The organism is Bordetella ansorpii, from assembly GCF_900078315.1.
In the GTDB taxonomy this organism is placed as follows: domain Bacteria; phylum Pseudomonadota; class Gammaproteobacteria; order Burkholderiales; family Burkholderiaceae_B; genus Bordetella; species Bordetella ansorpii.
The window spans coordinates 319,708-337,673 of the sequence record NZ_FKBS01000014.1; the positions used below are offsets into that span (position 1 = coordinate 319,708).

The window sequence follows — 17,966 nt, forward strand, 5'->3', positions numbered from 1 at the left end:
GGGAACCGTCCGGCGCGTTCGTGCACCGGCAATCGCTATTGTTGCTGGGCCTGTATTTCCCTCCAGAGAATCTTGCCGGTGCTGGACTTGGGCAGGTGGTCGCGGAACTCGACGTGGCGCGGCACCTTGTAGGCCGCCATGCGTTCGCGGCACCACGCCACCAGGCCGTCGGCATCCAGCTCGCTGTCGGGCTTGAGCACCAGCACGGCCTTGATCGATTCGCCCTGCCGGTCGTCGGGCACCGAGACGATGCAGGCTTCGGCGATGGCGGGGTGTTCGTAGATCAGGCTTTCCAGCTCGGCCGGCCAGACCTTGTAGCCGCTGACGTTCACCATGCGCTTGATGCGGTCGCGCATGAAGAAGTAGCCCTCTTCGTCCATGCAGGCCAGGTCGCCCGTGCGGAAGAAACGCTTGCCGTCGTGCTCGAAGAACGACAGCGCGTTGGCCGCGTCGTCCCGCCAATAGCCCAGCATCAGCTGGGGCGCGGCGGTGACCAGTTCGCCGGTCTCGCCCACGGGCAGCTCTTGCAGCGTGCCCGGATCGACGATGCGCGAATCCACGCCGAAGGCGGGAATGCCCAGGCATAGCCGCTTGCCGCGCGCAGGCGGATTGCAGTGCAGGAACGAGGCTGTCTCGGTCATGCCATAGCCTTCGATGTAGTCCTGGTCGTGGCGCTCTTTCAGCGTGCGCGCCACGGCCGGCGGCATGGCCGCGCCGCCGCCGTTCAGCACGGCCAGGCTGGACAGGTCGCGGGTGTGCGCGTCGGGCTGCAGGAAGAAGTCGTTCAGCATGGCCGGCGGCGCGGCCCAGACGCTGACGCGGTAGCGTTCGATCAGGCGAGCGGCGTTGGCGGCATCCCAGCGTGGCTGCACCACGGTGGTCGCGCCCACGGCGATGGGCATCAGCATGGCGTTCTGCATGCCCAGCAGATGGAACATCGGCGCCACGCCCATGATGACGGACTCGGCATGCACGTTGCGCCACAGGCAGGCGCCCACCGTCGCCGCCAGCAGCGTGCGGTGGGTGTGCATGCAGCCCTTGGGGCGGCCGGTGGTGCCCGACGTGTAGGGCAGCAGGCACAGGTCGTCGGGGCCGAAGTCGTGCGGCGGGGGCGGCAGGCCCGCACCGATGGCGTCCGACCAATGCGTCAGGCGGGGATGGTCGAGCGCGGCGCGCGGCGCGGCCACCCAGGCCGGCAGGGCGAGATCGCTGCCGGCATCGATGGCGTCGGAGTAAGTCAGCGCCACGGCATGCGACAGCCGCTCGCGGTCCAGCTCCTGCTGGATCGCGGGAAGCAGGTCCTGCGCGATCAGCGCGACGCGCGCGCCGCTGTCCTGCACGTAGTGCGCCAGCTCCGGCGGCTTGCTCATGACGTTGACGGGCACGACCACCGCGCCGCAGCGCACGATGGCATGGAAGGCCACGATCCATTGTGGACAGTTCTGCGCCATCAGCAGCACGCGGTCGCCGCGCAATACCCCCGCCCGCTCGCGCAGGTATCCGGCCAGCGCATCGGACTGGGCCTGCATCTGTGCGTAGGTCTGCACGCGGTCGAAGAAGACCGTGGCGGCCTTGCCGGGATAGCGTTCGGCCGCCTGGGCCAGGTTGCGGTCCAGGGTGGTTTCCAGCGCGTGCATCCGGCGCGGCAGGCCACGGGGCCAGGCGCGAACCCACGGGGGATCGGGACGATCGGTGGACATCTTGTCTTGTCTCCTGCTCGGGGCCCGCGTCTGCGCGCGTGTCGGCCTGTGTTCGGCGGCGGCCCGCAGGCCTGCCAGGTCTCGTCAAGCCGGCGTCAGGCCGCGCGCGATGATCTCCTTCATCACTTCGTTGGCGCCGCCGTAGATGCGCCCGACACGGGCATCGGCAAACATGCGCGCGATGGGATAGTCATTGATGTAGCCGTAGCCGCCGTGCAGCTGCAGGCATTCGTCGACCACGCGGCACAGCATGTCGGTGGTCCACCATTTGGCCATCGCGGCGGTGGGCACGTCCAGTTCGTTGCGCAACAGGCGGCCGATGCAGTCGTCGACGAAGCTGCGGGCCAATGTGGCATGCGTCTGGCATTCGGCCAGCTTGAAGCGCGTATTCTGCATCGCCATCAGCGGCGCGCCGAATACCTGGCGTTCGTTCACGTAGGCCAGCGTGTCGTCGACGGCGCGCTGCATCGTGGCCGCGGCGCCCACCGCGATCAGCAGGCGCTCGCGCGGCAGTTGTTGCATCAGCTGCGAGAAGCCGCGGCCTTCCTGCGCGCCCAGCAGGTTCTCCACGGGCACGCGCACGTCGTCGAAGAACAGCTCGACGGTGTCCTGGCCATGCTGCCCGATCTTGTCCAGCGGCTTGCCACGCGTGAAGCCGGGCAGGTCGCGCACGTCGATGGCCAGCAGCGACACGCCGCGAGCGGTGGCCTGCGGATCGGTCTTCACCGCCGTCAGCACCAGGTCGGCATTCAGGCCGTTGGTGATGAAGGTCTTGGCGCCACGGACGATGTAGTGATCGCCCTCTCGCAGGGCCGTGGTCTTGATGCGCTGCAGGTCGGTGCCGGCGCCGGGCTCGGTCATGGCGATGGCGGCCACGATGTCGCCCGAGGCCAGGCCAGGCAGCCAGCGATCTTTCTGCGAGGCCGAGGCATAGTCCAGCAGATAGTGCGCCACGATGCCGCTATGCACGTTCAGGCTGAAGCTGTTGACCAGGGCGCGCTGCTGTTCTTCGCAGATCACGGCCTGGTGCAGGAAGTGTCCGCCGCTGCCGCCGTATTCCTCGGGAATGCCCGCGCCCAGCAGGCCGATGGCGCCCGCGCGCCGCCAGATGTCGCGGTCGGCGTGGCGCTGCGCCATCCAGGCCTGCTGGCGCGGCACGCATTCGGTCTCGAAAAAGCGCCGGGCCGTGTCGCGCAGCAGGCTCAGTTCTTCGTTCATCCAGGGGCGGGGCGGCGTGTGGATCGGCATGTCGCGCTCCTCGGGCTCTAGGGCCGGCCGCCGCCGCACACCAGCACCTGGCCGCTGATGTAGTCGGATTCGGGAATGCAGAAGAGGTAGACCGCGCCGGCGGCTTCTTCCGGCGTGCCGCCGCGGCCCAGCGGAATCATCGTCTCGGCGTTCTTCAGGATCTGCGGGCTCACCCCGACCTTGATCTGCCTGCCTTCGATGTCGATGCTGGCGTCGGCCGAGGCATCGGCTTCCGTCAGGCGGGTCTTTATCAGGCCGAAGGCCACGCTGTTCACGTTGACGTTGTAGCGGCCCCATTCCTTGGCCATGGCCTTGGTCAGGCCGTTGATGCCCGCCTTGGCGGCGGCGTAGTTGGCCTGGCCCGCGTTGCCGTACACGCCCGAGGTCGACGAGATGTTCACCACCTTGCGATGCACGGGCCTGCCCGCCTGGATCTCCTGCTTGGCCGACTCGCGGATGAACTCGGCCGCGGCGCGCAGGATGCGGAAAGGGGCCGTCAGGTGTACGGCCAGCATCTCTTCCCACTGCTCGTCGCTCATTTTCTGGATGACGTTGTCCCAGGTGTAGCCTGCGTTGTTCACGATGATGTCCAGGCCGCCGAACCCGGATATGGCGGTGTCGACGAAGCGCGCCGCGAAGTCGGCCTGGGTGACGCTGCCCGTGCAGTGCGTGGCTTGTCCGCCGGCGGCCAGGATGGCTTCGACGGTCTGCCTGGCAGGGGCCTCGTCCAGGTCGTTGACGACCACGCGCGCGCCCGCGCCGGCCAGTTTCAGCGCGATGGCGCGCCCGATGCCACGGCCCGAGCCGGAGACCAGCGCCACTTTGTCTTGCAGGGATTTCATCGTCTTCCTCCTTGATGCGTCAGGGCAGGGCAACCACGGCCTCGCCTTGCAGCGTGGTCTGGCCGTTCTGGTCGGCCACGGACAGCGCGAGCCGCACGCGCCGTTCTCCCTCTGCCTCGAATTTTTCGGTGATGGTGCCGCGGCAGGCCAGCCGCGCGCCGATCGGGGTCAGCGCCACGAAGCGCACGCGCAAGGTGCGCAGGGCTTCCTGCGGCACCCAGCCGGTCAGCAGCCGGCCCAGGTACGCCATGCTCAGCATGCCGTGCGCGAACACGTCGGGCTGGCCGGCCGCGCGCGCGAAATCACTGTCCACGTGGATGGGGTTGTGGTCCCCGGACGCGCCGCAGTACAGGGCCAGCGTCAGGCGCGAGAGGGGAGGCGGATCGATGCCGGGCAGGGCGTCGCCGGGTTGCACGCTGTCGAAACGGATCGGGGTCATGGCATGCGCCTGCTGCAGGAATGTCGCGGTGGGAGCCCGGTGCGGTCCGTCATGGCTTTGCCGCGGCATGCTGCACGACCGTCGTGGTGCCCAGCTCGGCGATGGCCGTTCCCGTCTGGTTGCTGACCCGTGTGCGGCGCACCACGAATTCCAGCGCGCCGTTCTTCCTGTCGTAGATGTCTTCGATGCGTTGCTCGAAGCGCAGGGTGTCGCCCGCGAAGGCCGGCGCCTGATACCTGAAGCGTTGCTCGCCGTGCAGCAGGCTGCGGTAGTCCAGGCCCAGCAGGTTGCGGATGGCGGCGGGGTCGGGCGCTTCCATCTCCAGGCAGAACAGGAACGTCGGCGGCACCAGCAGTCCGGGATAGCCGTGTGCGCGGGCCACGGCGGCATCCGTATAGACGGGATCGGTCTGCCCCGTCGCCTTGGCGAAGAAGCGCAGGCGGCCCGCCTCGATGTCTACGGCAAAGGGTGCGAACACATGGCCGATGTGGCGGCGGTCGATCATCGCCCGCTGCCTCAGGCCGCCTGGTACAGCGTGACCACGCAGGCGCCGCCCAGCCCCAGGTTGTGCTGCAGCGCCAGCCGGGCATCCGGCACCTGCCGCTGGTCGGCCTGGCCGCGCAATTGCCACGTCAGTTCCGCGCATTGCGCCAGCCCGGTGGCGCCCAGCGGATGACCCTTCGACAGCAGCCCGCCCGAGGGATTGGTCACCACGCGGCCGCCATGGGTGTTGTCGCCGTCCAGAATGAACTTCTCGGCCGTGCCTTCAGGCGTCAGGCCCAGGCCTTCGTAGGTGATCAGCTCGTTGGCGGTGAAGCAGTCGTGCAGTTCGACCACGTCGATGTCCTCGGGACCGATGCCCGCCGCCTCGTAGACCTGCTGCGCGGCGGCACGGGTCATGTCGTAGCCCACCAGCTTGCGCATGTCGTGTTCGTCGAAAGTACTGCCGGTGTCGGTCGTCATGGCCTGCGCGGCGATCCGCACCTTGGGGGCGAGTCCGTGGCGGCGGGCGAAGTCTTCCGAGCACAGGATGGCCGCCGCCGCGCCGCAGGTGGGCGGGCAGCATTGCAGCCGGGTCAGTGGCGCGAAGACGGTGGGCGCGGCCATCACTTCCTCCAGCGTCACCGTGTCGCGGAACACCGCCATGGGATTGCGCGCCGCATGCTGGCGCGCCTTCACCGAGATGCGCGCGAAGGTCTCGGGCGCGATGCCGTACTCGTTCATGTACGCGCGGCCCGCGCCGCCGAAGAACTGCGCCGCGCGCGGGGCCGCCTCGTCGTAGCCCTGCACGGCGGTCATGGTTTCGGCAAAGCGCGTCATGGGGGAGGGGCGGTCGTCGTACGCGCCTTTCAGCGCGCCCGGCACCATCTGTTCGAAGCCCAGTGCGATGGCGCACTCCACCGCGCCGCTTTCGATCGCCTGGCGGGCCAGGAACAGTGCGCTCGATCCGCTGGAGCAATTGTTGTTCAGGTTGAAGACCGGGATGCCCGTCAGGCCGACCCGGTAGATCGCCGCCTGCCCCGCGGTGGAGTCGCCGTAGACATAACTGACGTATGCCTGCTGCACCGCGTCGTACGGCACGCCGGCATCTTCGAGCGCCAGTTTGGCCGCGCGTTCGCCCATCAGCATGTAGGGATCGCTCTTGCCGGGCTTGGTGAAGGGAATCATGCCGACGCCGGCAACGAAGACTGTGCGGTGCATCCGGGCCTCCTGGATGGACGGTAGGGGAGTGCCATCCAGTGTGCGGCCGCGTTGCCGCCGCGCCAATGGCCGAACCGGCGCGAGTCATTGGCAGAAAGTGACACCCAGGCCCTATTCCCGAGGACGATGCAGCCGTGTCTGCCGATACTCGCCGGGCGCAATACCCGTCCAGTGCTTGAAGGCGCGATGAAACGTACTGGCCTCGGAAAAGCCCAGCAACGCGGCGATCTCGGGCAACGACAGCTCGGGCCGCGCCAGGTACTCCACCGCCACGTCGCGGCGCAGGTCGTCCTTGATGGCGCGAAAACCCTGGCCTTCCAGCCGCAGGCGGCGCCGCAGCGTCTGCGGCGTCATGGCCAGTTGCCGGCCGATATCGGTAAGCGAGGGGGGCGTGGTGTCCAGGTGGCGGCGCAGGATGCGGCGGATGCGTTCGGTCACGCTGGTCTGGTCGCGGTGCTTCACCAGCAGATTGGCCGGCGCCTGGCGCAGGAACTGTTCCAGGCTCTGTTCGTTCTGCACCACCGGCAGTTCCAGCCAACGCGCCTCGAAGCGCCAGCCGCAGAGAGTGCCGTAGTGCAGCGGCGCCTGGAACAGTACCCCCGCATCGGTGCTGCGGCCTATGGCCGATTGCGGATAATCGACGGCCAGCAGTGGCAGCCGGCGTGCGACCAGCCAGCAGGCCAGGCCATACGCCAGGAAGCTGAACGAGCGTTCGGCATAGGCCAGGCTGGCATCGCGGCTGGCGTGCGGCGCCAGGCAGAAGCGGGCCTCGCCTTGCGTCACGCGCAGATGCGGCGAGAAGTCGCGCAGCAGCAGCCGGTAATAGCGCAGCCCGGCGCGCAGCGCCTCTCCCAGCGTGCGGCAGCCGATCACGATACGGCAGCCCATCTCGAAGCTGCCCAGAGGAAGGGGATGTGGACACAGGCCCCACAGCTCGTCGCGCAGCCGGTAGCGCAGCAACGAGATCAGGGCGGCGCATTGCGCCTGGGTCACGCGGGATTTGGGTGAGGCCAGCAGAGACGGCGGGATGCCCGCCCGCCGCAGCAGGTCGTTGATGTCGAGCTCGCGCCGGCGCGCGCCCAGCAGCATCTGCTCGATCTGTTCGATGGCGACGGTATGGTGGGTCACGCTCGTCATCATGCACGCTTGGGCTGGGCGGTGCCCGACAGGAGGGCTCACGGGCAAGTGCTGGGCATTGTATGACGCATGCCTCAGAGCCGATCGTGCCGGACAGCAGCCTTGCCCGGCGGCCCGGATGCCGTGATCGGCAACGCATGCTGGCCGGTGCCGCGCAGGTGGCCGGCCCGGGCCGCGCGCGGGCGCATGGCGTCGACGAGGATCACCCTATGGCCCCGCTGCGGCGTAGCGCCGCCCGGGCCGCCTCGCCATAGCCCGCCTGGGCCAGTATCTCGTCGCAATGCTGGCCGGGCGAGGGGGCGTCGCGATGGATGGCGAACGCATGCCCCGACATGCGCACCGGACTGCCCAGCTGTACCGGTCCGCCGGGCGTGGCCGGCGGGATCACCATGCCGCGCGCCCGGAAGTGGGGATCCTCCAGCGCCTCGTCCAATCGCACGACCGGCGTGACGCAGCACTGCGTGCCCGCGAAATGCCGCCGCCAGTGGTCGAGCGGCCGGGCGCCGATGAGGCGTTCCACCTCGCCGCGCACCCGGGCGGATTCGGCGGCATCCCGAGGGCGGTGCAGCGGCTTGAGATCGGGCCGGTCCAGCACCTCGCAGAACCGGTCCCAGAACTTGCGTTCCAGCGCACCCACCGCCAGGTGCCGTCCGTCCTGCGTGCGGTACACGGCGTAGCAGGGCAACGCGCCCGTCAGCGTGTCCTGGCCGGCAGGCAGCGTGCGGCCATGCGTGGCCAGCGACACCATCGGCACGATGGCATGGGCCAGCATCGCGTCGGCCATGGCGATGTCCACGTGCCGGCCCTGGCCTGTGCGCTGGGCGTCGAACAGCGCGGCCAGGATGCCCATGGCCGAAGTCACGGCGCCGCCCAGCAGGTCGGCCACGGGTACGTTCGACAGGGACGGCGGCTGGCCGTCGCGGCCGATCTGGTCGGTCACGCCCGTCAGGGCGCAGTAGTTCAGGTCGTGGCCGGGCTCGTCCCGATACGGGCCATCCTGCCCATAACCCGTGATGCTGCAATACACCAGGCGCGGATTGATGGCGGACAGCGCCGCGTAGCCGACCCCCAGCCGTGCGGTGACGCCGGGCCGGAAGCTTTCGACCAGCACGTCCGCCTCGCGCGCCAGGGCATGCAGCACGGCAACCCCCTCGGGCTGCTTCAGATCGATGCGCAGCGCCCGTTTGTTGCGATGCAGCATCTGCCGGCTGGCGGGATTGGCGTAGTCGCCCGCACCGGTATCCTCGATCTTGATGACATCCGCGCCCAGGTCCGCCAGGTGCAGCGTGCACATCGGGCCCGGCAGCAGGCGGGTCAGGTCGAGTACGCGTACGCCCTGCAGGGGCGCGCGAGGGGCGGTCGAGGCATTCTGGACGACGGACATGGGGCGCGAAGGGGGACGAATGAGGCTGCCCCAGTCTAGGTCGGCGCGCGGGCTGTCAGGAATGGCGGTTTGCGTGAAACTGATTGGCAGAAACGTTCATGGCGGCGTCGATCCGGCCAAAAGCAAAAAAGCCTCCACGTCGCGCCTTCGGCTTGCTGCCCCCTGTTTCTTGCCTTGGGACGGCCCGGCGGAAAAAAAGACCCCACAGGGTCTTTTCGCTTCGTGCAACGCCGTTTGAAGCCCGGCAGCTTCAGCCCGCCAGCGCCTTCTCGACGGTGGAATGGAATTCCGCCACGTCGTACTCGCCCAGGTAGCGCTTGATGATGCGCCCCTGCTTGTCGATCAGGAAGGCGGTGGGCGTGAGGCGCACGTCGCCGAAGGCGCGGGCCACGTCGCCCTTGCTGTCCAGCGCCACCGGGAAGGGCAGCTTGCGGCTTTCGGCGAAGTTCAGCACGTAGTTGGCCGGATCGTAGGACATGGCCACCGCCACGGCCTCGTAACCCTTGGGGGCGTACTCGTTGTAGGCCTTGATGGTTTCCGGCATCTGCTTCACGCAGGTGACGCAGCTGGTGGCCCAGAACTTGACCAGCACGACCTTGCCGCGCAGGTCCTGCATGCTGACCTGCTTGCCGTCGATCATGGTGAACGTGACGTCGGGGGCGGTGGGGGCGGGGCGCATGACGAACCAGCCGCCGATACCGGCGGCCACCACCACGGCCAGGGCGAGGATGATCTTTTTCATTTGATGGGCATGGTTTGCATCGAACCGCCAGTATCGACGCTGGTGGCTGACGTGCCGCTGTCTTCGATGGGGGCGACGGGGGCGGAGGGTTCGGCCGAGCCGGATTTGTTCGGTTCGACCTGGTCATTGGCGCCGCCGGACAGGCGCACGGCCTCTTCGCGGCTGATGATGTTGAACAGCTTGACCACCTTGGCCACGCCGCCGACGCCGGACACCGTGGCGGCGGCATAGTCGCCCTCGATCTTGGTGACCTTGCCCATCAGGTAGACCACGCCGCGGTCGGTGGTGACGGTGATGGTGCTGGAAGGCACGTAGCGCGCGTTCAGCAGCGAGGCATGGACCTTGGAGCTGAGCCAGGAGTCGTTGCTGCGCGTACCCAGCGAGGCGGCAGGGCCGACCGTCAATTGGTTGTAGACCGTCTTGACGTGCTCGACGCGCTGCGCAATGGACGTGGCTTCGGCCTTGGCGGCTTCGGAGGGCACGTCGCCGGTCAGCAGGACGCGGCCTTCGTACGAGGTGGCGTTGATGCGGGCCGCGTCGCCCAGCTTCTGCCCGATCTGGTTCTGGGCCTTCAGGGCGATGTTCTGGTCTTCGAGCTGGATGCCCGTGGTGCGCCGGTCGGTGGCGACCACGGCGGTGGTGGCGGCGGCGCCGCCCAGGACCAGCGGCACGCAGCCGGGCAGGGCCACGGCGCAGGCCAGCACGGTGGCCAGCAGGCAAGCACGGGAAGCGGCGGTGGCGTTCGTCATTATTCGGTGTCTCCAAGCAAGAGGGCATCGATGCCGTCGCACAGCGCATGCAGCAACAGTCCGTGGACTTCCTGGATGCGCATGGTGCGGTCATGTGGCACACAGAGATGGACGTCCTGCGGTGTCATCAGTTCCCCGATCACGCCGCCGCCCTTGCCGGTCAGGGCGATGACGTGCATCTCGCGGTCGCGGGCGGCTTCGATGGCGCGCACCACGTTGGGCGAGTTGCCGCTGGTGGACAGGGCCACCAGGATGTCGCCGTGCTGGCCCAGCGCGCTGACCTGGCGCTCGAAGACTTCGTCGAAACCGTAATCGTTGCCTACCGCCGTCAGGATGGAGGTATCGGCGCTGAGCGTGATGCCGGCCAGCGGCAGTCGTTCGCGCTCGAAGCGGCCGACCAGTTCGGCGATGAAATGCTGCGCGTCGGCGGCGGAGCCGCCATTGCCGCAGGCCAAAATCCGGCCATTGTTGGCCAGGGCCGAGAACATGAGGTCGACACCGGCGGAAAGCGGTTCCGCCAGGGTGTGCATGCTTTGTTCGAACAGGCCGATCGCGTCGCGGAAGTGCGACGTCATCCGGGAGGTCATATCCATGGCGCGCATTATCTCACCATCCCGTCGTCGACGCTGAAGGCCGCGCGCACCCATTGGGGTCGCGCGTCGCCATCGAACAGCACGGCATCGAAACGCACGGGCGGGATGCGGCCGTTCCAGTGCCGCTCGGCCAGCCTGGGCAGCAGCAAGGCCGCGGCCCGGGCCAGGCGGCGCTGCTTGGCGCGGTCGATGCTGGCCCCCGCGCCGCCGTAGCGGCCATTGCCGCGCGCCCGCACCTCGACCAGCACCAGCGTGTCGCCGTCGCGCAGCGCCAGGTCGATCTCGCCGGGCGAGGCGCGCAGGTTGCGGGCCAGCGGCTGCAGGCCGTGTCCGGCAAGCAGTTCCAGGGCGTCGTCCTCGAAGGCCAGGCCGCGCCGCTGCGAGGGCGACAGGCGCGGTTCGTTCCCGGCCGCGGCGCGAGGCTTGCGCGAGCCGCTGGGCCGGCGCCGCCGTTTGCCGCGCCGGGCAGCCGCCAGGGTGTAGGCCAGCGTGTCGGGATCGGAGGAGAGCGGGATCTTATCGTCGGCCATGTCCAGGTGCATGCAAGGGAAACAGGACGCCCGCCGCGCGTGCCGGCCAGGCATGAAGGGCTACACTGGCACACTTCCGACTGCCGCGAAGCTTTGCGATGAATCAAGATGTCTCACCCGTGGCGGGCGATGCCTGGCGCCGGGTGGCCGAGCGCGTCGCCGCCCAGCACTGGCCCGAGGCCACGTTGTACGTGGTGGCCACGCCCATCGGCAATCTGGGCGACCTGGGCCTGCGGGCCTGGCAGGCCCTGGCCCGCGCCGACGTGATCGCGGCCGAGGACACCCGCGCCAGCCGCACCCTGCTGGACGCCTGGGGCATTTCCACGCCGCTGATGGCCGCCCACCGCCACAACGAGGCCGCCGCCGCGCAAGCCATCTGCGAGCGCCTGGCGCAAGGCCAGCGCGTGGCGCTGGTGTCCGATGCGGGTGCGCCCGCCGTCAGCGATCCCGGCGCGCGGGTGGTGCGCGCCGCGCGCGAGGCTGGCTACAACGTGGTGCCGATTCCGGGTCCCAGCGCGGTCATCGCCGCCCTGATGGGCAGCGGCGCCACCTCCGACGAAAACCCTGCCTATGCCTTCGCCGGTTTCGCGCCGCCCAAGGCCACGGCGCGGCAACGCTGGCTGCGCAGCTGGTGCGCGTTGCCCGCGCCGGTGCTGATGTTCGAGTCGCCGCACCGGCTGGCCGCCACCCTGGCCGATCTGCTGGAAGTCTGCGGGCCGTCGCGCCGCCTGACCGTGGCGCGCGAACTGACCAAGCGCTTCGAAGAGATCGCGACCGTGCCGCTGGGCGAGGCCGCCGAATGGCTGGCCGCCGATTCCCATCGCGGCCAGGGCGAATTCGTGCTGATCGTCCACGAGGCCGTCGTGACGGCGGTCGATGACGAAGAAGCCGCCGACATGGACCCGCAGACCGACACGCTGCTGGACGCCTTGCTGGAAAGCCTGTCGGTGCGCGATGCCGCCCGCGTGGCCGCGCGCGTCACCGGCCTGCCGCGCGACAAGCTGTACAACCGTGCCCTGGCGCGCAAGGAGCAGCAGGCATGAGGCAGAAGCAGGCCGCCGGCGACGTGCAGGGCCGCTACCGCTACCAGGACATTGCCACGCCGCTGGGCACGCTGCGCCTGGTCAGCAAAGAGGATGCCCTGTGCGAAGCCAGTTTCCTGGCCCGCGACGACGAGCCCGCGCCCGCGCACTGGCAGTGCGAAACTGCGCCGGTGCTGCGCCAGGCCGAAGAGGAACTGGCGCAATGGTTCGCGGGCCAGCGGCAGCGTTTCGACGTGCCCATGCGCCCGATCGGCACCGATTTCCAGCGTCAGGTGTGGCGTGCGCTCATCGAGCTCGAATTCGGCGAGCTGGTCAGCTACGGCGACCTGGCGCGCCGCATCGGCAGGCCCAAGGCCGTGCGGCCGATGGGAGGCGCCGTGGGCCGCAATCCGCTGGTGATCTTCATTCCGTGCCATCGCGTGATCGGCCACGACACGTCGCTCACTGGCTTCAGCAGCGGCCTGGCGCGCAAGCGTGAACTGCTGGCGCACGAGGGGCACCGCTATGCCGGGCCCGATGCCCGCACGCGCCGCACATCGAACGCGCAGGCCGAACTGCCCTGGTAGGTTCTTGCCTGGCGGATCCGAGCGGCCGGCGCACCGCGAGCTGGACCGCCAGCCGAAGGCTCGGTTGGGGGCGTCGTTATTGCGCAGCCAGCGTGGGCAGGATGCCGGTGCGCGAAGATACCTGCTGTACCGCGCCCAGCGCGGCTTCGCGGTTGGGATAAGGGCCGATCTTCACGCGGTACAGCTGGTTGGTCTGCACGATGACGGCGGGCGGCGTACCCGCGTCGAGCTGCGTGTTGATGCGGTTGACCAACGATTGCGCATTGGCCTGCTGGCCAAAGGCGCCCAACTGCAGATAGAACCCACCCGCCGCGGCCGTTACCGCGGGCGCCGCCTGCGGTAACGGCCGCGCAGGCGCAGTGACCGGCAGGCTTGCCGCCACGGGCAGCACCGCCGCCTGCGAGCTGCTGGCTTCGGCGATGGGCGTGGCGACGGGTTCGTTGCCGGCGCCGCCCGAGCCGTTGCGGGCGATCATGGAATTGATCTCTTCGGGCAGGATGCGTTCGACCGTGACCGGACCGCTGCCCGGCCCGATCAGGCCCAGCTTGTAGGCGGCCACATAGGACAGATCCATGATGCGGTCGCTGTGGAAAGGCCCGCGGTCGTTGACGCGCACGATGACGGTGCGGCCATTGACCTTGCTGGTGACGCGCGCGTAGCTGGGGATGGGAAAGGTGGGATGCGCGGCCGTCATCGCGTACATGTCGTACTTTTCGCCGTTGGACGTCGAGTTGCCGTGGAATTTCTTGCCGTACCAGGAGGCGATGCCTTCCTGGTGGTGCACGTCGTCGTCCAGGTCCGGCACGTAGCGTTTGCCGAACACCACGTAGGGGCGGTTGGCGCCGCTGGCCAGCGGTTCGATGCGCGGCACGGCGTCGGGAATGGCGTCGAGGTTGGACGGCGGGTTGCTGCCGGGGCCGTCGTCCTTGTAGTAGCCGCCGCCCCCCGCGCTGCGCCGTTCGCCGGTGGACGAACATCCCGCCATGACAATGGCGAGCATCAGGGTCGCCAGCAGCGCGAAGGAACGGGGCAGCAGGATCATGTGCGGTGGATCATTCGTCCGGCAGTTGGGTGCGATGGCGCACCAGCAGCGGTTCGTGGTCGGCGAAGATGCGGGCCAGTTGCTCGACCACGTAGACCGACCGGTGCTGTCCGCCGGTGCAGCCCACCGCCACCGTCAGGTAGTTGCGGGTGTCCTTCGTGTATTCGGGCAGCCAGCGCCGGATGAAGCCGGCGATGTCGTCGATCATGTTGCCCACCACGTCGAAGCCCGCCAGCCAGTTGGCCACGGGTTCGTCGCGGCCGGTCAGCGGACGCAGCGTGCTGTCGTAGTGCGGGTTCGGCAGGCAGCGTACGTCGAACAGCAGGTCGGCGCTGTTAGGTACGCCGCGCTTGTAGGCAAAGGATTCGAACGTGAGCACCAGCGGCGCGCGGTCGGCCTGGATCAGGTCGCGCATCCAGGCGCGCAGCTGGCCGGGCGTGAGCGCCGTGGTGTCGATGACGTGCGCCTGCTCGCGCAGCGGCGCCAGCATGTCGCGTTCGAGATCGATGCAGCCTTGCAGCGAGGGATTGCGGCCCAGGCGCGCGGCGCGGTCGGTCAGGGGGTGGCGGCGCCGCGATTCGGAATAACGATGCACCAGCGTGTCGGTGTCCGCGTCCAGGAACACCACGCGCAGACTGGTGCCCAGCGACCGCAACGCGGTGATGGCATCGGGAAGTTCTGCCAGCTCGCCCGGCGAACGCACGTCGATGGCGATGGCCACGCGCTGCGTGGTGTCGTTGGCCGACGAGGTGGCGATGAACTCGCTGAGGAACCGCACCGGCAGATTGTCGATGCACGTATAGCCGGTGTCTTCCAGCATGCGCAGGGCGACGGATTTGCCGGAGCCAGAGATGCCGGTGATTAGGACGACGCTCAACATGGCTGTGATTGTGGCATGGTTTGCGGCGGGGAGAACGGTAAAAGGCCTTGGACGCCGTACTTTTCGGCTCATTGCCCCTGCGAGGGGGCAACCACGGCGCACGACGCGGGGGCGCGGCCTGCGCGGCCAGCCGAGGAGGCCGAGGGCCGGAAATCCGATGGGCGACGATGCCGCCGACCTCAGGATGTTACCGCCCTGTCATCGCGTAAATATTTCAACACAAGTCGAAATCGGGCCGAGGGGCGGTGGCCGTCCCCACGGCGTGTCACCGTCTGGTCACTTGCTGTTCTGCAGGATCGCCATGGCCTGGCGCTCCATGAACTCGCCCAGCGTGTCGATGCCACGCAGTTTCAGGATGGTGTTGCGTACGGCGGCCTCGACCAGCACGGCCAGGTTGCGGCCGGCGGCCACCTGCAGCATGACCTTGCGCACCGGCAGGCCCAGCATGTCCTGCGTGATGTCCTGCAGGGGCAGGCGTTCGAACTTGTCCTGTGCGGTGGCGCGCACCAGGTGCACGATCAGTTTCAGGCGCATCTTGCGGCGCACCGAGGTCTCGCCGAAGATGGTGCGGATGTCCAGCAGGCCCAGGCCGCGCACTTCCAGCAGGTTCTGCAGCAACTGCGGGCAATGGCCCTCGATGACGTTGGGGGCGGTGCGCGAGAACTCGACCGCGTCGTCGGCCACCAGACCGTGGCCGCGCGAGATCAGTTCCAGCGCCAGTTCGCTCTTGCCCAGGCCCGATTCGCCGGTGATCAGCACGCCCAGGCCCAGCACGTCCATGAAGACGCCGTGCACCGTGGTGGTGGGCGCCAGCTTCTTGCCCAGGTAGATGCGCAGCAGGTCGATCAACTGCGCGGCGGCCACCGGGGTGGACAGCAGCGGCACCTGATGCTGCTCGCATTGGTCGACGAGGTCTTGCGGCGGCGTCAGGCCGTCGGCCAGCAGGATCGCCGGCACGCCGCCGATCAGCAACTCGTCCATGTGGTGCATGCGGCGGCGCAGGTCGAAGCGCGTGTAGTACGCAAGCTCTTCCTGGCCGAATACCTGCACCCGCGATGGGTGGATCAGGTTGAGGTGGCCCACCAGGTCGGCGGCAGCCATGCCGTCGTCGGGGATGGCGCGGTCTGCGGCGTTCTGACCGGCAATCCAGTGGAACGAGATCGTGTCGGCGTTGTCGTCGACCAGTTCCTGGACGGTAAGCATGGCGGTGTCAGAGTTGTCCGGTAGTGAGCATGCGATGCACCACGGCCGGATCGGCTTCGGTGGCCAGTGCATCGCGCAGGGGCTTGTTCGACATCAATTGGGCCAACTCGGCCAGGATGTCCAGGTGCTGTTGCGTGGCGGTTTCGGGGACCAGCAGGCACAGCAGCATCGATACCGGCTGGCCATCGGGGGCGTCGAACGGAATGGGCTGCGCCAGGCGCAGGAACGCGGCCTGGGCTTGCTGCAGGCCCTTGACGCGGCCATGCGGCACGGCGACGCCCTGGCCCAGCGCCGTGGATCCCAGGCGCTCGCGGGCGAACAGGCTGTCGAACACGACGGAGCGTGCCAGGCCATGAAGGTTCTCGAATAGCAGGCCTGCCTGTTCGAACGCCCGTTTCTTGCTGGTGGCCTGCATGTCGAGCACGACATTGCCGGCGGATAGGATGCGCGACAGATGATTCATGCGAAGCATTATAGGTTTTTATGTCGCAGTGCAAAAAACGATGGGCCGGCCCCGCGCGGCGGGTGGATTGCCCCTGTCTCGGAGGGCGTTTTGGCCTTTGCGCGGGCCGGCGGCGAAATATGCACGGCGAGTCGATGGATAAGCATAGCCGCATGCGGCCGGCGCTGTGAAGAGCGGGCGGGCATGGATGCAACGCTCGGAGGGAAGGTACTTGATGCCGATGTCCCGGCACACGGAAGTCGGGACATCGGTTCGTGGGCGCTATCGGCCCGGTGTGCAGAGCATGCGGCGCGCGTGCGCCGTGGCGCTCATCACAACTGCTGCGTCAGTTCGACAGGTTGCCGCTTGACGGAGTCGGTGGCGTGGCTCTGGACCTTGTCCTTGTACTTGAGGACCTGGCGGTCGATCTTGTCGGCCAGCAGATCGATGGCGGCGTAGAGGTTCTCATCCACGGCTTCGCAATGGATGTCCTTGCCGCGCAAGCGCATGGTGATTTCGGCTCTGTGGCGCAATGGCTCCACTGAGAGCATGACCTGGGTATCGATGACGTGATCGAAATGCCGCAGCACTCGCGCCAGTTTGTTCATGACATATTCCCGGATGGCCGGGGTGACGTCGAGATGACGACCGCTGATGCTCAGGTTCATAAGCTGCTCTCCTAGAAAAAAGAGAAAAAACAGATGCGCGGGATGCGCGTGTGAATCGCTAGGCAGATCCTCCTGTAGTCGTGTAATCAAACTGTCTTTGATTCCTAGTGTATAGACTCTGCCGCCCAAAACAAGCGGCGCGGACCACCAAAATTGTGACCGCGCCGCAGGCAGGATTGGGATTTTCCCGGGGGTGACTGGCGGGGAATGCGCCGACGTCCGGCGTTACATCCGGAAGTGCTCACCGAGATAGACACGGCGCACGGCAGGATCGCCGACGATCTCGTCGGGATGGCCGTCGGTCAGCACCTTGCCTTCGCTGATGATGTAGGCGCGATCGCAGATGCCCAGGGTTTCGCGCACGTTGTGGTCGGTGATCAGCACGCCGATGCCGCGGCCTTTCAGGAAGCGCACGATGCGCTGGATCTCGATCACGGCGATCGGGTCCACCCCGGCGAAGGGTTCATCCAGCAGGATGAAGCGGGGGCGCGTGGCCAGGGCGCGTGCGATTTCGACGCGGCGGCGTTCGCCGCCGGACAGGGAGATGGCCGCATTGGCGCGGATATGGCCGATCTGCAGCTCGTCCAGCAGGGACTCGAGCTCTTCCTTGATCCTGGCGGTCGACAGCGTCTTGCCCTGGGCATCGACCTGCAGTTCCAGCACCGCGCGGATGTTCTGCTCGACGGTCAGGCGGCGGAACACCGAGGCGTCCTGGGGCAGGTACGACAGGCCCATGCGCGCGCGCTTGTGGATCGGCATCGCGGTGATGGGCGAGCCGTCGATCTCGATGCGGCCGGCATCGGCCGGCACCAGCCCGACGATCATGTAGAAGCTGGTGGTCTTGCCCGCGCCGTTGGGCCCGAGCAGTCCCACGACCTCGCCGCCCGCGACGGACAGCGAGACGTCCTGCACCACGGTGCGGCCGTTGTAGGTCTTGCGCAGCCCGGTAGCCTGCAAAGTGCCCTGGCGGGAGCCCGAAGTGGCGGCGGACAGGGCGGGCGAAGTGGGTTCGGTCATCGTGAATGCAAATGCGGTGTGGAGGCGCCTGGCGAAGGAC

General features: G+C 68.1%; 21 protein-coding genes. 2 read left to right on the forward strand and 19 right to left on the reverse strand.

All coding sequences use genetic code 11. From position 1 onward, the window contains the following. Positions 1–35 precede the first annotated feature (35 nt). The 13 genes from A7W11_RS09140 to A7W11_RS09195 form a co-directional block, all read right to left on the reverse strand. Positions 36–1,700 carry a long-chain-fatty-acid--CoA ligase gene (locus A7W11_RS09140; RefSeq protein WP_066410762.1) on the reverse strand — a complete coding sequence of 555 codons (1,665 nt, stop codon included), beginning with the start codon at positions 1,698–1,700 and terminating at the stop codon, positions 36–38. 84 nt (positions 1,701–1,784) lie between these two features. Continuing rightward, on the reverse strand, positions 1,785–2,948 hold the full coding sequence (locus tag A7W11_RS09145) for an acyl-CoA dehydrogenase family protein (protein WP_066410764.1): 1,164 nt from the start codon (positions 2,946–2,948) through the stop codon (positions 1,785–1,787). Between the two features lie 17 nt (positions 2,949–2,965). Then, on the reverse strand, positions 2,966–3,790 hold the full coding sequence (locus tag A7W11_RS09150) for an SDR family NAD(P)-dependent oxidoreductase (protein ID WP_066410765.1): 825 nt from the start codon (positions 3,788–3,790) through the stop codon (positions 2,966–2,968). 19 nt (positions 3,791–3,809) lie between these two features. Beyond that, positions 3,810–4,229 (reverse strand): MaoC family dehydratase, encoded by a 420-nt coding sequence (locus A7W11_RS09155; RefSeq protein ID WP_066410767.1) that lies wholly within the window; start codon positions 4,227–4,229, stop codon positions 3,810–3,812. A 49-nt stretch (positions 4,230–4,278) separates the two neighbouring features. After that, positions 4,279–4,734, reverse strand: a complete 456-nt coding sequence (locus A7W11_RS09160; protein WP_066410768.1) for a MaoC family dehydratase N-terminal domain-containing protein — start codon at positions 4,732–4,734, stop codon at positions 4,279–4,281. 11 nt (positions 4,735–4,745) lie between these two features. Continuing rightward, positions 4,746–5,930 (reverse strand): lipid-transfer protein, encoded by a 1,185-nt coding sequence (locus tag A7W11_RS09165; protein ID WP_066410769.1) that lies wholly within the window; start codon positions 5,928–5,930, stop codon positions 4,746–4,748. Positions 5,931–6,041: 111 nt separating this feature from the next. After that, positions 6,042–7,067 (reverse strand): AraC family transcriptional regulator, encoded by a 1,026-nt coding sequence (locus A7W11_RS09170; RefSeq protein WP_066413728.1) that lies wholly within the window; start codon positions 7,065–7,067, stop codon positions 6,042–6,044. Between the two features lie 74 nt (positions 7,068–7,141). Continuing rightward, entirely contained in the window at positions 7,142–7,273 is a 132-nt protein-coding gene (locus A7W11_RS28980; RefSeq protein ID WP_268874728.1) for a hypothetical protein, read from the reverse strand. Next, positions 7,270–8,451, reverse strand: a complete 1,182-nt coding sequence (locus A7W11_RS09175; RefSeq protein ID WP_066410770.1) for a CaiB/BaiF CoA transferase family protein — start codon at positions 8,449–8,451, stop codon at positions 7,270–7,272. Before A7W11_RS09175 ends, A7W11_RS28980 begins: the two co-directional genes overlap by 4 nt. A 250-nt stretch (positions 8,452–8,701) precedes the next feature. Further along, positions 8,702–9,193 (reverse strand): peroxiredoxin family protein, encoded by a 492-nt coding sequence (locus A7W11_RS09180; protein WP_066128279.1) that lies wholly within the window; start codon positions 9,191–9,193, stop codon positions 8,702–8,704. Beyond that, complete coding sequence (locus tag A7W11_RS09185; protein ID WP_066413731.1) at positions 9,190–9,945, reverse strand: BON domain-containing protein; 756 nt, start codon at positions 9,943–9,945, stop codon at positions 9,190–9,192. Before A7W11_RS09185 ends, A7W11_RS09180 begins: the two co-directional genes overlap by 4 nt. Then, positions 9,942–10,535 carry a phosphoheptose isomerase gene (locus A7W11_RS09190; RefSeq protein ID WP_066128925.1) on the reverse strand — a complete coding sequence of 198 codons (594 nt, stop codon included), beginning with the start codon at positions 10,533–10,535 and terminating at the stop codon, positions 9,942–9,944. The genes A7W11_RS09185 and A7W11_RS09190 overlap by 4 nt, the downstream gene beginning before the upstream one ends. An 8-nt stretch (positions 10,536–10,543) precedes the next feature. Continuing rightward, positions 10,544–11,065, reverse strand: a complete 522-nt coding sequence (locus A7W11_RS09195; RefSeq protein WP_066413734.1) for a YraN family protein — start codon at positions 11,063–11,065, stop codon at positions 10,544–10,546. A gap of 98 nt (positions 11,066–11,163) precedes the next feature. Here A7W11_RS09195 and rsmI point away from each other — a divergent pair, with 98 nt between their 5' ends. Then, the gene (gene rsmI / locus A7W11_RS09200) at positions 11,164–12,108 is read left to right on the forward strand and encodes a 16S rRNA (cytidine(1402)-2'-O)-methyltransferase (RefSeq protein WP_066128276.1); all 945 of its coding nucleotides are present in this window, start codon (positions 11,164–11,166) and stop codon (positions 12,106–12,108) included. Then, positions 12,105–12,674, forward strand: a complete 570-nt coding sequence (locus A7W11_RS09205; protein WP_066410771.1) for a methylated-DNA--[protein]-cysteine S-methyltransferase — start codon at positions 12,105–12,107, stop codon at positions 12,672–12,674. Before rsmI ends, A7W11_RS09205 begins: the two co-directional genes overlap by 4 nt. Positions 12,675–12,750: 76 nt before the next feature. On the opposite strand, the gene A7W11_RS09210 is transcribed toward A7W11_RS09205, so the two are convergent. The 6 genes from A7W11_RS09210 to lptB form a co-directional block, all read right to left on the reverse strand. Further along, positions 12,751–13,713, reverse strand: coding sequence for a septal ring lytic transglycosylase RlpA family protein (locus A7W11_RS09210; protein ID WP_162270275.1), 963 nt, complete (start codon positions 13,711–13,713; stop codon positions 12,751–12,753). Positions 13,714–13,726: 13 nt separating this feature from the next. Next, the gene (gene rapZ / locus A7W11_RS09215) at positions 13,727–14,596 is read right to left on the reverse strand and encodes an RNase adapter RapZ (protein ID WP_066128267.1); all 870 of its coding nucleotides are present in this window, start codon (positions 14,594–14,596) and stop codon (positions 13,727–13,729) included. A gap of 276 nt (positions 14,597–14,872) precedes the next feature. Then, a complete protein-coding gene (gene hprK, locus A7W11_RS09220; protein ID WP_066128264.1) occupies positions 14,873–15,799 on the reverse strand; it encodes an HPr(Ser) kinase/phosphatase in 927 nt (308 codons plus the stop codon). 7 nt (positions 15,800–15,806) lie between these two features. Further along, on the reverse strand, positions 15,807–16,262 hold the full coding sequence (locus A7W11_RS09225) for a PTS sugar transporter subunit IIA (protein ID WP_066128922.1): 456 nt from the start codon (positions 16,260–16,262) through the stop codon (positions 15,807–15,809). Between the two features lie 311 nt (positions 16,263–16,573). Continuing rightward, positions 16,574–16,909 carry a ribosome hibernation-promoting factor, HPF/YfiA family gene (gene hpf / locus A7W11_RS09230; RefSeq protein WP_066128261.1) on the reverse strand — a complete coding sequence of 112 codons (336 nt, stop codon included), beginning with the start codon at positions 16,907–16,909 and terminating at the stop codon, positions 16,574–16,576. Between the two features lie 225 nt (positions 16,910–17,134). Further along, positions 17,135–17,926, reverse strand: coding sequence for an LPS export ABC transporter ATP-binding protein (gene lptB, locus A7W11_RS09235; RefSeq protein ID WP_066128258.1), 792 nt, complete (start codon positions 17,924–17,926; stop codon positions 17,135–17,137). Between the last annotated feature and the right edge of the window lie 40 nt (positions 17,927–17,966).

Bases quoted from the DNA above. Each gene is read 5' to 3' on its own strand.
- hpf (WP_066128261.1), bottom strand. From the start codon at position 16,909: ATGAACCTGAGCATCAGCGGTCGTCATCTCGACGTCACCCCGGCCATC.
- hprK (WP_066128264.1), bottom strand. From the start codon at position 15,799: ATGCTTACCGTCCAGGAACTGGTCGACGACAACGCCGACACGATCTCG.
- A7W11_RS09165 (WP_066410769.1), bottom strand. From the start codon at position 5,930: ATGCACCGCACAGTCTTCGTTGCCGGCGTCGGCATGATTCCCTTCACC.
- A7W11_RS09175 (WP_066410770.1), bottom strand. From the start codon at position 8,451: ATGTCCGTCGTCCAGAATGCCTCGACCGCCCCTCGCGCGCCCCTGCAG.
- A7W11_RS09140 (WP_066410762.1), bottom strand. From the start codon at position 1,700: ATGTCCACCGATCGTCCCGATCCCCCGTGGGTTCGCGCCTGGCCCCGT.
- A7W11_RS09180 (WP_066128279.1), bottom strand. From the start codon at position 9,193: ATGAAAAAGATCATCCTCGCCCTGGCCGTGGTGGTGGCCGCCGGTATC.
- A7W11_RS09160 (WP_066410768.1), bottom strand. From the start codon at position 4,734: ATGATCGACCGCCGCCACATCGGCCATGTGTTCGCACCCTTTGCCGTA.
- rsmI (WP_066128276.1), top strand. From the start codon at position 11,164: ATGAATCAAGATGTCTCACCCGTGGCGGGCGATGCCTGGCGCCGGGTG.
- A7W11_RS09190 (WP_066128925.1), bottom strand. From the start codon at position 10,535: ATGGATATGACCTCCCGGATGACGTCGCACTTCCGCGACGCGATCGGC.
- A7W11_RS09195 (WP_066413734.1), bottom strand. From the start codon at position 11,065: ATGGCCGACGATAAGATCCCGCTCTCCTCCGATCCCGACACGCTGGCC.
- A7W11_RS09225 (WP_066128922.1), bottom strand. From the start codon at position 16,262: ATGAATCATCTGTCGCGCATCCTATCCGCCGGCAATGTCGTGCTCGAC.
- A7W11_RS09170 (WP_066413728.1), bottom strand. From the start codon at position 7,067: ATGACGAGCGTGACCCACCATACCGTCGCCATCGAACAGATCGAGCAG.
- A7W11_RS09145 (WP_066410764.1), bottom strand. From the start codon at position 2,948: ATGCCGATCCACACGCCGCCCCGCCCCTGGATGAACGAAGAACTGAGC.
- A7W11_RS09205 (WP_066410771.1), top strand. From the start codon at position 12,105: ATGAGGCAGAAGCAGGCCGCCGGCGACGTGCAGGGCCGCTACCGCTAC.
- A7W11_RS09150 (WP_066410765.1), bottom strand. From the start codon at position 3,790: ATGAAATCCCTGCAAGACAAAGTGGCGCTGGTCTCCGGCTCGGGCCGT.
- A7W11_RS09155 (WP_066410767.1), bottom strand. From the start codon at position 4,229: ATGACCCCGATCCGTTTCGACAGCGTGCAACCCGGCGACGCCCTGCCC.
- rapZ (WP_066128267.1), bottom strand. From the start codon at position 14,596: ATGTTGAGCGTCGTCCTAATCACCGGCATCTCTGGCTCCGGCAAATCC.
- lptB (WP_066128258.1), bottom strand. From the start codon at position 17,926: ATGACCGAACCCACTTCGCCCGCCCTGTCCGCCGCCACTTCGGGCTCC.